General features: G+C 73.2%; 12 protein-coding genes and 1 pseudogene. 12 read left to right on the plus strand and 1 reads right to left on the minus strand.

What is annotated here, in order from left to right:
• Positions 1 to 258 precede the first annotated feature (258 nt).
• Positions 259 to 1068, minus strand: a complete 810-nt coding sequence (locus ACFYWQ_RS39810; RefSeq protein WP_389524492.1) for an NAD-dependent epimerase/dehydratase family protein — start codon at positions 1066 to 1068, stop codon at positions 259 to 261.
• A gap of 251 nt (positions 1069 to 1319) precedes the next feature.
• Here ACFYWQ_RS39810 and ACFYWQ_RS39815 point away from each other — a divergent pair, with 251 nt between their 5' ends.
• The 12 genes and pseudogenes from ACFYWQ_RS39815 to ACFYWQ_RS39870 all read left to right on the plus strand — a co-directional run bounded on the left by ACFYWQ_RS39815 (position 1320) and on the right by ACFYWQ_RS39870 (position 14303).
• The gene (locus ACFYWQ_RS39815; protein WP_389524495.1) at positions 1320 to 2270 is read left to right on the plus strand and encodes a 5-dehydro-4-deoxyglucarate dehydratase; all 951 of its coding nucleotides are present in this window, start codon (positions 1320 to 1322) and stop codon (positions 2268 to 2270) included.
• On the plus strand, positions 2271 to 3473 hold the full coding sequence (locus ACFYWQ_RS39820; RefSeq protein WP_389524498.1) for a hypothetical protein: 1203 nt from the start codon (positions 2271 to 2273) through the stop codon (positions 3471 to 3473).
• 468 nt (positions 3474 to 3941) lie between these two features.
• Positions 3942 to 4538: a TIGR03086 family metal-binding protein gene (locus ACFYWQ_RS39825; RefSeq protein ID WP_389524500.1), complete on the plus strand. Its 597-nt coding sequence runs from the start codon at positions 3942 to 3944 to the stop codon at positions 4536 to 4538.
• 151 nt (positions 4539 to 4689) lie between these two features.
• Positions 4690 to 5479 (plus strand): annotated as a pseudogene (locus ACFYWQ_RS39830) (MBL fold metallo-hydrolase).
• A 169-nt stretch (positions 5480 to 5648) separates the two neighbouring features.
• A complete protein-coding gene (locus ACFYWQ_RS39835) occupies positions 5649 to 6317 on the plus strand; it encodes a GntR family transcriptional regulator (protein WP_389524503.1) in 669 nt (222 codons plus the stop codon).
• Complete coding sequence (locus tag ACFYWQ_RS39840; protein ID WP_389524505.1) at positions 6314 to 7225, plus strand: dihydrodipicolinate synthase family protein; 912 nt, start codon at positions 6314 to 6316, stop codon at positions 7223 to 7225. Before ACFYWQ_RS39835 ends, ACFYWQ_RS39840 begins: the two co-directional genes overlap by 4 nt.
• Positions 7222 to 8958: an L-arabinonate dehydratase gene (gene araD, locus ACFYWQ_RS39845; RefSeq protein ID WP_389524508.1), complete on the plus strand. Its 1737-nt coding sequence runs from the start codon at positions 7222 to 7224 to the stop codon at positions 8956 to 8958. The genes ACFYWQ_RS39840 and araD overlap by 4 nt, the downstream gene beginning before the upstream one ends.
• A 210-nt stretch (positions 8959 to 9168) precedes the next feature.
• Positions 9169 to 10104 (plus strand): carbohydrate ABC transporter permease, encoded by a 936-nt coding sequence (locus ACFYWQ_RS39850; protein WP_389524511.1) that lies wholly within the window; start codon positions 9169 to 9171, stop codon positions 10102 to 10104.
• A complete protein-coding gene (locus tag ACFYWQ_RS39855; RefSeq protein ID WP_389524514.1) occupies positions 10101 to 11000 on the plus strand; it encodes a carbohydrate ABC transporter permease in 900 nt (299 codons plus the stop codon). The genes ACFYWQ_RS39850 and ACFYWQ_RS39855 overlap by 4 nt, the downstream gene beginning before the upstream one ends.
• Positions 10997 to 12280, plus strand: a complete 1284-nt coding sequence (locus ACFYWQ_RS39860; RefSeq protein WP_389524517.1) for a polysaccharide lyase family 1 protein — start codon at positions 10997 to 10999, stop codon at positions 12278 to 12280. The genes ACFYWQ_RS39855 and ACFYWQ_RS39860 overlap by 4 nt, the downstream gene beginning before the upstream one ends.
• Positions 12277 to 13455 carry a Gfo/Idh/MocA family protein gene (locus ACFYWQ_RS39865; protein WP_389524519.1) on the plus strand — a complete coding sequence of 393 codons (1179 nt, stop codon included), beginning with the start codon at positions 12277 to 12279 and terminating at the stop codon, positions 13453 to 13455. Before ACFYWQ_RS39860 ends, ACFYWQ_RS39865 begins: the two co-directional genes overlap by 4 nt.
• The gene (locus tag ACFYWQ_RS39870) at positions 13455 to 14303 is read left to right on the plus strand and encodes a PmoA family protein (protein ID WP_389524521.1); all 849 of its coding nucleotides are present in this window, start codon (positions 13455 to 13457) and stop codon (positions 14301 to 14303) included. The genes ACFYWQ_RS39865 and ACFYWQ_RS39870 overlap by 1 nt, the downstream gene beginning before the upstream one ends.

Genomic DNA, 14303 nt, shown 5'->3' on the forward strand with positions numbered 1-14303 from the left:
TGTACAGCGGGGTCGCGGCACTGACCAGGTCTGTTCCGGGCCCGATGCCGCCCGTTCGTGCCCGTTCCGCGGGGGCGGTGCCCGCCGCGGACCTGCGCGGCCGCGGCGCGGGGCGTGGGACCGGGCGGCGCGGATGCCCGAACGCGGCGGCGGGCGGGCCCGTTCGGTGCCCGCCCGCTCCCGCGAACGATGGTTTTCCGCCGTGCCGGTGCCGTGCCGGCGCCGTTCAGTTGGCGTGCCGGTGCCGTTCCCGCGGCGTCAGTACGGCCAGATCGGTGGGTCGTTGACGAAGTGTCCGCCCAGGTAGGCGTGCGCGACGTTGTCCGGGTCCAGTTCGCCCTGCTCGGCGATGAGCTTCTCGGCGTAGGGCTCGGAGTCGTCCTGCGGCTCGTAGCCGAGGGCCCGCGCGCTGGTGAGGTCCCACCACAGGCGGGTGTTGGCGGACGAGCCGTGGACGACGGTGTGGCCGACGTTCTCGGCGGTCAGCGCCGCGTGGAACAGGCGGGCGCCGTCGGCGGGGCTCATCCACACCGACAGCATGCGCACGCTGGTCGGCTCGGGGAAGCAGGAGCCGATGCGCACCGACACGGTCTCCAGGCCGTGCTTGTCCCAGTAGAACTGGGCGAGGTCCTCGCCGAAGGACTTGGACAGGCCGTAGAAGGTGTCCGGGCGGCGCGGGGTGCCGATGGGGATCAGCGGGTCGTCGCCCCGCGGGCGGGGGGTGAAGCCGACCGCGTGGTTGGAGGAGGCGAAGACGATCCGGCCGACGCCCTCCTCGCGGGCGGCCTCGTAGACGTTGTACGTCCCCTCGATGTTCGCCTTGAGGATCTTCTCGAAGGGGGCTTCCAGGGAGATGCCCGCGAGGTGCATGATCGCGTCGACGCCCCGTACGGCCTCCCGTACGGCGTCCTTGTCGGCGAGGTCCGCGACGATGGCGTCCGGTTCGCCCTCGACGGGGCGCAGGTCGAGCAGGCGCAGCTCGTAGCCGTAGTCGGGCAGCAGGTCCCGCATCAGGGTGCCGAGGCCGCCTGCGGCGCCGGTGAGCAGGACGGTGCGCGGAGCGGGCATCCTCGGGTCTCCTTGGATCGGCGGGGCGGCGGACGAGCGACCCGGCGGCCGTATGCATGGACCTCATTCACATTCGTGGACACGCTAAGGATCTCGCGCGCGCCCCGTCAAGTGGGGGGCGAAAGCGCGTACTTCACCCCTCACCTGCCGTCCGTGCGCTTGACCGGGCCGGAAACGGCTCCTTAGGGTGACCGTGTTCAGAAATGTGGACACCAATCATAAGAATGCACGCGTCGTCCTAGGGAGAGCCCGTGACGCCAGCCCCGCTCGCCGCACGCCTGCGCGTCCCCAGCGGACCGCTGTTCTTCCCCGTCACCGCCTTCGGGTCCGACGGCTCCGTCGACCTCGACACCTACCGCGCGCACGTCCGCGCCGGCGTGGAGGCCGGTGCGGCGGCCGTCTTCGCGTGCTGCGGCACGGGGGAGTTCCACGCCCTGTCGCCGGAGGAGTTCGAGCGGTGCGTGCGGGCGGCCGTGGCGGAGACCGGCGGCCGGGTGCCGGTCGTCGCGGGCGCCGGCTACGGGACCGCCCTCGCGGTGCGGTACGCGCGGCTCGCGCACGACGCGGGCGCGGACGGGCTGCTCGCGATGCCGCCGTACCTCGTCGTCGCCGGCCAGGAGGGACTGCTGCGCCACTACCGGGAGATCGCGGCCGCCACCCCCCTGCCGGTGATCGTCTACCAGCGGGACAACGCGGTCTTCACCCCGGAGACCGTCGTCGGGCTGGCCCGCACCGAGGGCGTCGTCGGGCTGAAGGACGGGCTCGGCGACCTGGACCTCATGCAGCGCATCGTCAGCGCCGTCCGCACCGAGGTCCCCGGCGACTTCCTCTACTTCAACGGACTGCCGACCGCCGAGCAGACCCAGCTCGCCTACGACGCCATCGGCGTCACCCTCTACTCGTCCGCCGTCTTCTGCTTCGCCCCCGAGATCGCCCTCGCCTTCCACCGGGCGCTCACCACCGGCGACCGGGCCACCGCGCACCGCCTGCTGGACGGCTTCTACCGGCCGTTCGTCGAACTGCGCGCCCGCGGCCGCGGCTACGCCGTCTCCCTCGTCAAGGCCGGCGTACGGCTGCGCGGCCTCGACGTCGGCGAAGTCCGCCCCCCGCTGCACGAGCCGGGCGAGGATCATCTCAAGCAGCTCGCTCAGCTGATCGAGCGCGGATACGCGCTGCTCGCGCGGGACACGACGGAGGACTGAGTGAAGGCGTCGACATTCGTCTACCCCTGGGACGTCAACGGGGACCCCGGGGCACCGGACCGCATCGCCGCGCTCGGCGTGGACCAGGTGACGCTCGCCGCCGCCTACCACTCCACCCGCGCCCTCACCCCCCGCCACCCCCGCCACCGCGTCGTCACCGCCGAGCACGCGGCCGTGCTGTACCCCGGCGACCCCGGCCGCTGGACCGGCCGCGCGCTGCGCCCGTACCCGGCCGGCGACTGGGCCCCCGGCGACGCCTACGGGGAGGCTGCCGACGCGCTCGCGCGCGCCGGTCTGGAGGTGCACAGCTGGGTCGTCCTCGCGCACAACTCCCGCCTGGGCGCCGAGCATCCGGACACCTCGGTCGTCAACGCCTACGGCGACCGCTACCCGTGGGCGCCCTGCATCGCGCAGCCCGCCACGCGCGCGTACCTCGTCGACCTGGCCGCTGAGGCCGCGGTACGGCCTGGCGCGGCCGGAACCGAGCTGGAGTCCCTCGGCTGGTACGGCTTCCAGCACCTGCACGCCCACGACAAGACCGGCGGGGTCGGACTCGGGGACGCCGGGCACTACCTGATGGCGCTCTGCTTCTGCCCGGCCTGCCGGGAGGGCTACGGCGCGCGGGGCCTGGACGCGGACGAACTGGCGGCGGCCGTACGGGCCGCGCTGGAGCCGCTGTGGCGGGGGGCGCCCGAGGGCGGTGGCACCGCCCCTTCGGGCGGAGCCGAGCCCGGGGGAGGGTGGGCGGACGTCGAGAAGCTCCTCGGGGAGGACACGGCCGCCGCCACGCGCGCGTGGCGCGACGACACCGCCCGCACCCTCCAGGAGGCCGCGGTCGCCGCCGTCCGTACGGCGGCCCCGGAGGGCTTCCAGGTCCTCCTGCACGCCGACCCCGTGGCCTACCACGTCGGCGCCAACGCGGGCGTCGACCCGGCGCACATCCTGTCCGTCGCGGACGGCGTGGTCGTGCCCTGCGCGGGCGGCCCCGGCCTGCTCGCGCCCTTCGCCGAGCAGAACCGCGAGGGCGCCGTGATCGCCGCCAACCTCACCGTCGTCGCCGGCATGGGCGGCAGCCCCGGCACCCTCGCGGCGGACGCGGCCCGCGCGCGGGAACTGGGCGCCACGGAGCTCCGGCTCTACCACGCCGGACTGGCGTCGGACGACGACCTGGAGGCCGTCCACCGGGGGCTCGGCGCGCTCTGATCCGGCGGCCGCGGGCTGTGCCGCGCCCACGGCCGTGCCGCGCCCACGGCCGTGCCCCGCTCACGCCGTGCTGCGCTCACGCCGTACCGCGCTCACGCCGTGCCCCGCTCACGCCGTGCCGCGCCCTGCGCCCGCGGCCGTGCCACGCCTTCGCTGTGCCGTGCCCACGGCGGCCGACAGCAGGCGTCCGGTCGGCCGTCTCGACCGGCGCCACCCCCACGGCCGGGCCGGCCAGCCGGCCCACCGGGGCCGGGGCGGGTGGTGGCCGGGTGGGGCGGGGTGGTGCGGGTGGGGCAGGGGGGACGGAGGACACGGAGGACACGGAGGACACGGAGGACACGGAGGACACGGAGGCCCCGCGCGCGATACGGCTGGTTGCCCGGTTCGCGATGAGTTCGTGCGGTGCGGCCGGTCCACCCTCTCGGGGGACACGACCCCTCTCGGGGCACACCACCTGGAGGAGCAGCCATGACCACCGACACACCGGCCACCCTCGACCTCGGACCGCAGGCCCGGATCGTGGCCCGCCTCGCGGCGGGCGTGCCGGACGACCGGCTCGCGGACCGGACGCCCTGCCCCGGCCACGCGGTCCGCAACCTGCTCGGGCATCTGACCGGTCTGGCCGTCGCCTTCCGCGACGCCGGCCGCAAGGAGCTGGGCCCGACGACGGACACCGACCCGACGGCCGCCGTACCGGACATCGGGCCCGGCTGGCGCGAGGAACTGCCCCGCGTGCTCGACGAACTCGCCGCCGTCTGGCGCGACCCCGCCGCCTGGACCGGCGCGACCCGCGCGGGCGGCGTCGACCTGCCCGGCGCGGCAGCGGGCGCGGTCGCCGCGGACGAGCTGGTCGTCCACGGCTGGGACCTGGCGCGCGCCACCGGCCAGGCGTACCGGCCCGACCCGGCCGCGCTGCGCGTGTCGTACGCCTTCCTGCTGGCGGCCGCGGAGGAGACGGACCGGGGCGGTGGCCTGTTCGGCCCGGTGGTGCCGGTACCGGACGACGCCCCGCTGCTCGACCGGGCGGTGGGCCTCAGCGGGCGCGATCCCGGCTGGACGCCGTAGGAGTAGGCCGGTCGTCAGCAGTACGCCAGTACGCCGGCCGTCGTAGATCCGCCTACGACGGCGGCCGGCCGGGACGGACGGTCCTCCCGGCGAGCCGTAGACCCGGTGGAACGGGCGCGGTCGGGCCACACCGAAACGTACCCTCCTCACCATGCCCCTCAGCCTCACCGTCCTCGGCACCGCCTCCCCGCATCCCGGGCCCGGCCGCCCCTGCTCCGGTTACCTGCTGCGGGGCGGGGGCGCCGAGGTGTGGGTGGACGCGGGGACAGGGACGTTCGCCGAGTTGTAGCGGCACACGGATCCGCGGCGGCTCACCGCGATCTGGATCTCCCATCTGCACGCCGACCTCCCCCAGTCCCGGCTGTGCTCGACCGGGTGGTGCCCCCACCGCCGATCTCCTGGCCGCCGCCTACGCCCTCGCCTTCGGCGGCCTCACCCCGCCGGCGCCCGTCCCGGTGTACGCCCCGCGGGACTGCGCCCGGCGGGTCGCCGTGTTCCTCGGGCACCCGGACGTGCGGTTCCTGAGCGGCGTGCTCGACTTCCGGCCGCTGCACGACGGCCATGCCATCCGGCACTGGAGCCTCCGGCTCACCTCGCACGCGGTGGCGCACGACACCGAGGCGTACGGGCTGCGCGCCGAGTGCCAGGGCAGCGTCCTCGCCTGCTCGGGGGACAGCGGGCCGTGCGCCGCGCTCACCGAACTCGCCTCGGGCGCCGACCTGTTCCTGTGCGAGGCGGACATCGACCGGCATCGCGAGGGCGAACAGGTCCATCTGACGCCGGAGGACGCCGGGGACGCCGTCCGTGCCGCCGGGGTGCGGGAGCTGGCCGTCACCCATGTCGGACCCACGCTGACCAGGGAGTCCGCCACCGCGCGGGCCGGTGCCGCGTTCGGCGGCCCGACCAGGGCGGCGGTCGAGGGCGCCACCTTCTCCCTCTGACGCCCGCCCGGCCCGGTTCCGGCGCAACCGCAACTTCCTCTGTCAGAAGCATTGACGAAACACAGGGCCCCTCCTAGTTTCGACGCGTCGTACTTCGTACGTCATATATGAGACGCGATACGCGAGATCAGATACGCGACATCAGATACGCGACATCCGAGAGGCGCGCATGACCTCTGTGCCCACGCCGATCCCGTCCCGCACGCAGTACGTGCTGGAGGAGATCAAACGCCGCATCCTCACCGGGCAGCTGACGCCCGGCCAGGCGCTGGTCGAGACCGAGCTCGCCGCACAGTTCGGGGTGTCCAAGACCCCCGTGCGCGAGGCGCTCAAGACGCTCGCCGGCACCGGACTGGTCGTGATGAGCCAGTACAAGGGCGTCACGGTGCGCATGGTGGACGCGGACATGGCGCGCGAGGTCTACGACGTGCGGCTGCTCCTGGAACCCGAGGCGCTGGGGCGCGCGGTGCGGCGCGGTGCCTCCCTGGACGCCGCACGCGAGGCGCTGACCAGGGCCGACCAGGCCACCGACACCGCCGAACGGTCGCTGGCCAACCGGGAGTTCCACCGGGCCCTCTACCTGCCGTGCGGCAACCCGCTGCTCGGCCGGCTGCTCGACGAGGTCCGCGACCAGGCGGCCCTGGTCTCCGCCGTCGCCTGGGCGGCCTCGCCCTCCTGGGAGCGGGAGGCCGGCGAGCACCGCGAGATCCTGCGGCTCGCCCTGGACGGCGACGCCGACGGCGCGGCCCGCGCCCTGCACGCCCACATCGCGTCGTTCGTACAGCGAGCGTTCCCCGAGGCCCAGGCAGCGGCCCAGGCAGAGGAAGGTCAGGAATGAGCAGCGTGGCGTTCGAGACCCAACGTGCGGCCCTGGCCGATGTGGTGGCCATCCCGGTGACCCCGTTCGCCGAGGACGGCTCCGTCGACCGGGACGTCCACCGGGCCCTGCTGCGCCGGCTGCTCGACGGCGGGGTCACCACCCTCACGCCCAACGGCAACACCGGCGAGTTCTACGCCCTCACCCCCGAGGAGCGCCGCACGGTCACCGAGCTGACCGTGGACGAGGCCGGCGACCGGGCCGTGATCCTGGTGGGGGTCGGCCACGACGTGCCCACCGCCGTCGCCTCCGCCCGGCACGCCCGCGAGCTGGGCGCCCAGATGGTGATGGTCCACCAGCCCGTCCACCCCTACGTCTCGCAGAGCGGCTGGGTCGACTACCACCGCGCCGTCGCCGAGGCCGTGCCCGAACTGGGCGTGGTCCCCTACATCCGCAACGCGCAGCTCGCCGGCGTCCGCCTCGCCGAACTCGCCGACGCCTGCCCGAACGTGATCGGCGTGAAGTACGCCGTGCCGGACGCCGCCCGCTTCGCCGCCTTCGCACGCGACGCCGGGCTGGAACGGTTCGTCTGGGTCGCGGGCCTCGCCGAGCCGTACGCCCCCTCCTACTTCTCCGCGGGCGCCACCGGCTTCACCTCCGGCCTGGTGAACGTCGCCCCGGCCGTTTCGCTGAACATGATCGAAGCGCTTCGATCCGGCGACTACCCGGCCGCGATGAAGGTCTGGGAGCAGATCCGCCGCTTCGAGGAACTGCGCGCCGCCAACGGCTCCGCCAACAACGTCACCGTCGTCAAGGAGGCCCTCGCCTCCCTCGGGCTGTGCCGCCGTGACGTCCGCCCGCCCAGCCGGCCGCTGCCGGAGGACGAGCGCGCCGAGGTCGCCGCCATCGCCGCCGGGTGGTCCATATGACCGAGCCGCAGCGCAAGCGCCCCGAAGAGCTCCGCAGCCACCAGTGGTACGGCACCGAGGGGCTGCGGTCCTTCAGCCACCGGGCCCGCACCCGCCAGCTCGGCTACCTGCCCGAGGAGCACCTCGGCAAGCCCGTCATCGCGATCCTCAACACCTGGTCCGACATCAACCCCTGCCACGTCCACCTGCGCGACCGCGCCCAGGCCGTGAAGCGGGGGGTGTGGCAGGCGGGCGGCTTCCCGCTGGAGTTCCCGGTCGCCACCCTGAGCGAGACCTTCCAGAAGCCGACCCCGATGCTCTACCGCAACCTGCTCGCCATGGAGACCGAGGAACTCCTGCGCTCGTACCCGGTCGACGGGGCGGTCCTGATGGGCGGCTGCGACAAGACGACCCCCGCCCTGCTCATGGGGGCGGCGAGCGCCGACCTGCCGGCCGTCTTCGTGCCGGCCGGGCCCATGCTGCCGGGCCACTGGCGCAACGAGGTCCTCGGTTCCGGCACCGACATGTGGAAGTACTGGGACGACAAGCGGGCCGGGCTCATCGGCGACTGCGAGATGGCCGAACTGGAGAACGGCCTCGCCCGCTCGCCCGGCCACTGCATGACGATGGGGACGGCGTCCACGCTCACGGCCGCCGCGGAAGCCCTCGGCGTGACCGTCCCGGGGGCGTCCAGCATCCCGGCCGTCGACTCCGGGCACGACCGGATGGCCGCCCGGGCCGGTCTGGCCGCCGTCGAACTGGTCCACCGGGACCGCAAGCTGAGCGAGATCCTCACCCGCGACGCCTTCGAGGACGCCGTCACCACCGTGCTCGGCCTCGGCGGCTCCACCAACGCGGTGATCCACCTGATCGCCATGGCGGGCCGGGCCGGCGTCGAGCTCACCCTCGACGACTTCGACCGCATCGCCCGCACCGTCCCCGTCCTCGCCAACGTCCGCCCCGGCGGCCGGACGTACCTCATGGAGGACTTCCACTTCGCCGGCGGTCTGCCAGGCTTCCTCTCCCGGATCCCGGACCTGCTCCACCTCGACCGGCCGACGGTCGCCCACGACACCCTGCGCGAGCAGCTCGCCGGCGCGCGGGTGCACCACGACGACGTCATCCGGCCCCGGGACAACCCGGTCGCGGACGAGGGCGGGGTGGCCGTGCTGCGCGGCAACCTCTGCCCGGACGGCGCGGTCATCAAGCACATCGCCGCCGAGCCGCACCTGCTCAAGCACACCGGTCCCGCGGTCGTCTTCGACGACTACAAGACCATGCAGCGCACCATCAACGACCCGTCGCTCGGCATCACCGCGGACAGCGTCCTGGTGCTGCGCAACGCCGGCCCCAAGGGCGGCCCGGGCATGCCCGAGTACGGCATGCTCCCGATCCCCGACCACCTGCTCAAGCAGGGCGTGCGGGACATGGTCCGCATCTCCGACGCCCGGATGAGCGGCACCAGCTACGGCGCGTGCGTGCTGCACGTGGCGCCCGAGTCGTACGTCGGCGGACCCCTCGCCCTCGTGCGCACCGGGGACTCGGTCACCCTCGACGTCGAGGCCCGTCTGCTCCAGCTCAACGTGGACGACGAGGAACTCGAGCGGCGCCGGGCGCGGTGGACACCGCCGCCCACCCGCTACGAGCGCGGCTACGGCGCGCTCTACAACGAACAGATCACCCAGGCCGACACCGGCTGCGACTTCGCCTTCCTGGCCCGCCCGGGCATGGTGCAGGACCCGTACGCCGGCTGAGCCGGAGCAGCACCACCGCGCACACCCCTGCCCATGGAGAAAGCGCTTCCTGCGTGGGGGCGCGGGGCACGACAGCACGCAGCTCACCGCACGCAGCTCACCGCACGCACCGAGCCAGCACGCACCACGACAGCACGCATCACGCCAGCACGCACCACGAAAGCACACACGCTAGACGCACGCACGACGCACCAAGAACGGAGAACAGTCATGGCCCAAGCCGCAGCCGTGGCGAAACCGCCCGCGCCACCCCGGCGGCGCCGTGCCTCCGCCACGCCGCGCAGGCTGCCGTACCTGCTGATCGCCCCGGCGGCCCTGCTGATGCTCGGGTTCATCGCCTACCCGGTCATCAGCGTCTTCTACTACAGCCTGCAGAACTACAACCCCACCAAGCCGTGGCGGAACGGCTACGCGGGCTTCGACAACTTCGTCCACGCCTTCACCGACGACCCGGTCTTCTGGGACACGCTGACCTTCAGCGCCCAGTGGGTCGTCGTCGAGGTCGGGCTGCAACTGCTGTTCGGTCTGGCGCTGGCGCTCATCGTCAACCAGACCTTCGTGGGCCGGGCGCTGGGACGCGCCCTGGTCTTCTCCCCGTGGGCCGTCTCCGGCGTGCTGACCTCCGCGATCTGGGTGCTGCTCTACAACTCCCAGACCGGCATCACCCGTTACCTCGCGGACATGGGCATCGGCTCCTACGGCACCAGCTGGCTGTCGGACACCTCCACCGTGTTCCCGGCGGCGGTCGTCGCCGACCTGTGGCGCGGCGTGCCCTTCTTCGCGATCCTCATCCTCGCCGACCTCCAGTCCGTCTCCAAGGACCTGTACGAGGCCGCCGAGGTCGACGGGGCGAGCCGGCTCAAGCAGTTCTGGCACATCACGCTGCCCCACCTGAAGGACGCCATCATCCTGTCCACGCTGCTGCGCGCGGTGTGGGAGTTCAACAACGTCGACCTGCTCTACACCCTGACCGGCGGCGGTCCGGCGGGCGAGACCACGACCCTCCCGCTCTACATCGCCAACACCTCGGTCGACGCCCACAACTTCGGTTACGCGTCCGCCCTGACGACGGTCGCGTTCGTGATCCTGCTCTTCTGCTCGATGGTCTACCTGCGGCTGAGCAAGTTCGGAAGGGAGGCCAAGTGATCACCAAGGAGGCCACCGAGGTGGCGCCCCCGCCCGTGAGCGCCCCCGCCGCGCCCGAGCAGCGGCCGCACGGGAGGAACCGCTCCTGGGACGAGGTCCCGCGCTGGCAGATCTACCTGCCCCTGTCGGTCTACCTCGTCTTCACCCTGATCCCCTTCTACTGGATCCTGCTCTTCGCCCTGCGCCCGGCCGGCTCGACCTCGCTCGTGCCCTGGCCGATGACCTTCGACCACTTCGACAAGGTGTGGACCGAGCGGAGCTTCGGCACCTACTTCCAGAACAGCCTGCTCGTCGGCCTGGCCACACTGGTGATGACGACGGTGATCGCGCTCGCCGGCGGCTACGCGCTCGCCCGTTTCGACTTCAAGGTCAAGCAGGCGTTCATGCTGGCGCTGCTCTGCTCGCAGTTCGTCCCGGGCGCGCTGCTCCTGGTCCCGCTGTTCGAGATCTTCGCCGAGCTCCGGATGATCAACTCGCTGGGCAGCGTCATCATCGCGGAGACCGTCTTCCAGCTGCCGCTGTCGATGATCCTGATCAGCAACTTCATCAAGAACGTGCCGTACTCGCTGGAGGAGGCGGCCTGGGTCGACGGCTGCAACCGTCTGACGGCCTTCCGGATCGTGGTCCTGCCGCTGCTGCGGCCCGGCCTGATCGCCGTCGGCTCCTTCGCCTTCGTCCACTCCTGGAACCACTTCCTGTTCGCCCTGATGTTCCTGAACAACCAGGCCAAGCAGACCATCCCGGTCGGCCTCAACACCCTGATGAGCTCGGACAGCGTCGACCTCGGCGCGCTCGCCGCGGGCGGCATCATCGCCGCCGTCCCCGTCGTGATCGTCTTCGCCTTCATCCAGAAGTGGCTGATCACCGGCTTCAGCGCGGGGGCGGTGAAGGGGTGAGAACACGTCACATCGCCGTCGCCGCCGGACTGCTCGGGCTGCTGTGCGTCCCCGCGCACGCCGAGGCCCGCGACATCTCCCGGGACACCCTCGCCACGAACGACGGCTGGGCCTCGTACGGCACCGGCACCACGGGCGGCGCCGCCGCCGACGACGCCCACGTGTACACCGTCACCGACCGGGCCGGCCTGGTCCGCGCCCTCGACCACGGCAGCGACACCCCGAAGATCATCAAGATCGCGGGGACGATCGACGCCGACACCGCCGACGACGGCACCCCCCTGGACTGCGCCGACCACGCCACCGACGGCTACACCACGAAGAAGTACCTGGCCGCCTACGACCCCCGCACCTGGGGCTCCGCCAAGCCGTCCGGCCCGCAGGAGGAGGCCCGGCAGGCGTCGGCGGCCCGGCAGGCCGAGCGGATCGTGCTGCCCGTCGGATCCAACACCACCATCGTCGGCCTCGGCTCCGAGGCCGTCCTCAAGGGCGCCAGCCTCCAGGTCAAGAACGCGGACAACGTCATCGTGCGCAACCTCGACCTGCGCGACGCCTACGACTGCTTCCCCGTCTGGCAGCCCAACACCGGCGGCCTCGGCGACTGGAAGACGGCCTACGACAACATCTGGCTCACCGGCGCCACCCATGTCTGGATCGACCACGTCACCGCCTCCGACCAGGGCCACCCGGACGCCGCCGAACCCACCTGCTTCGGCCGCAACTACCTCCGCCACGACGGCCTGCTGGACATCACGAACGGCTCCGACCTGGTCACCGTCTCCTGGAGCCGGTTCGCCGACCACGACAAGGCGATCCTCATCGGCAACGGCGACACCGCCACCGGCGACCGGGGCAAGCTGCGGGTGACCCTGCACCACAACGCCTTCACGTCCGTGGTCCAGCGCGCGCCACGCGTCCGCTTCGGCCAGGTGCACCTCTACAACAACCGGTACGAGGTCACCGACGGCCACCGCTACTCCCTCGGCGCCGGCACCGAGTCCGCGGTGTACGCCGAGAACAACGCCTTCCACGCCCCCGGCCACATCGAGGTCGCCGACCTGGTCAAGAGCTGGAACGGCACCGCCCTGCACCAGAGCGGCACCCTCTTCGACGGCTATCCCGTCGACCTGCTCGCCATCCACAACGCCTACAACTCCGGCAGCGAGCGCGACCTCACCGCGGACGTCGGCTGGACGCCCACCCTGCACACCACCGTCGACAGCGCCGCGGTGGCCGACCGCGCGGTGGCCCGCGGCGCGGGCGCGGGGAGGCTGTCATGAGCACCGCCGAACAGCGGAGTCCGGCCGTCCCCGTCGTCCTCGCGGGCGCCCGCGGCCACGGACGCTGGCACCTGGACAACCTCCGCCGGCTCCAGGACAAGGGCATCGTCCGCCTCGCGGGCGTCTGCGAGCTGACCCCGCTCACCCCGGACGAGATCCCGGAGGGGCTGGGCGCGCCCGAGCAGTCCGCCGACTTCGGCGCGCTGCTCGACTCCACCGGCGCGCGGATCGCCGTGATCTGCACCCCGATCCCCACCCACACCGACCTGGCCCTGACCGCGGCCCGCAGGGGCGTGCACCTGCTGCTGGAGAAGCCGCCCGCGCCGTCGTACGCCGCCTTCCGCCGGATGGCCGACGGGGTCGCCGAGGCGGGCGTGGCCTGCCAGATCGGCTTCCAGTCGCTGGGCTCGCACGCCCTGCCCGCGATCCGCGAGCTGATCGCCGACGGGGTGATCGGCGAGGTGACCGGGGTCGGCGGGGCCGGCGCCTGGGCCCGCGCCGAGTCGTACTACCGGCGGGCGCCCTGGGCGGGCAGGCGGCGCCTGAACGGCGTCGACGTGATCGACGGCGCCCTCACCAACCCGCTCGCGCACGCCGTCGCCACCGCCCTCGCGCTGGCCGGCGCCACCCGCGCCGACGACGTCACCGGCATCGAGACCGAGCTGGCGCACGCCAACGCCATCGAGGCCGACGACACCTCCTGCGTCCGGGTCACCACCGCCGACGGCCGCCCGGTCGTCGTGGCGGCCACGCTGTGCGCCGAGGACCCGGACGACCCGTACGTCCTCGTCCACGGCAGCCGCGGCCGGATCACCTTCTGGTACAAGCAGGACCGCGTCCTGCTCCAGCGCGCCGGCCACGGCCCCGAGGAGTTCGAGCACGGCCGCACCGACCTGCTGGAGAACCTCGTCGACCACCTCACCGACGGTGTTCCGCTGCTGGTCCCGCCGGCCGCGACCGAGTCGTTCATGCGGGTCGTCGAGGCGATCCGGCTCGCCCCCGACCCGCTCCAGCTCCCCGAGGACGCCTGGCACCGGCTGCCCGGCGAGGACCGCCGGGTGGTCCCCGGCGTCGACGGCCTGGTCGCGGCCGCCGCCGACTCCCTCGCCCTCTTCTCCGAACTGGGCGCCGCCTGGGCGTCCCCGACCGCGCTCGTGAAAGAGGTGAGGACCTGATGACGGCACCCGACGCACCGGTCGTCCTGCGGGTCGCGGGCCGCCCGGTCGGCCGCTACGTCACCCGGCCCGAGCTGCCCGCCCGGCTCTCCCCGCGCCCCTACCTGCACCCCGTCACCACCCTGGCCGGCACGGCGGTCACCGAGCTGAGCCCCGCCGACCACACCCACCACCTCGGCGTCGGTGTCGCCGTTCCCGACGTCGAGGGGCACAACTTCTGGGGCGGGCGCACCTACGTCCGCGACCGGGGCCCGACCGAGCTCGACAACCACGGCGCCCAGCGGCACACCGGCTTCCAGCTGCGCGACCCCGACGGCTTCGTGGAGGAGCTGCGCTGGGTCGCCGCCGGGGCCGAGCTGCTGCGCGAGCGCCGTACCGTCGCGGCCACCGGACTCACCGACACCGCCTGGGCGCTGGACTTCACCTTCTCGCTCACCAACGTCACCGCCGAGCCGGTGACCATCGGCAGCCCCGCCACCAACGGACGGCCCGGAGCGGCCTACGGCGGCTTCTTCTGGCGGGCCCGCAAGGAGGCCTCGGCGCCGGACGTCTTCACCGCCGCCGCCGAGGGCGAGACCGGGGTGCACGGCCACCGCGCCGACTGGCTCGCCCTCGCGGGCGCCGACTGGACGCTGGTCTTCGCGGGCGCCACCGACGCCACCCGCCGCGACCCCTGGTTCGTGCGGACCGCCGAGTACCCGGGCGTCGGCTCCTCCCTCGCCTCCGCCGAACGGCTCGCGATCCCGCCCGGCGACACCGCCGTCCGCCGGATCGTCACCGTCGTCGCCGACGGCCGCCTCGGCCACGACGACGCGGCGGCCCTCGCCCGGAAGGCGGTCAGCCAGTGA

Source organism: Streptomyces sp. NPDC003247, from assembly GCF_042888135.1.
GTDB lineage: Bacteria > Actinomycetota > Actinomycetes > Streptomycetales > Streptomycetaceae > Streptomyces.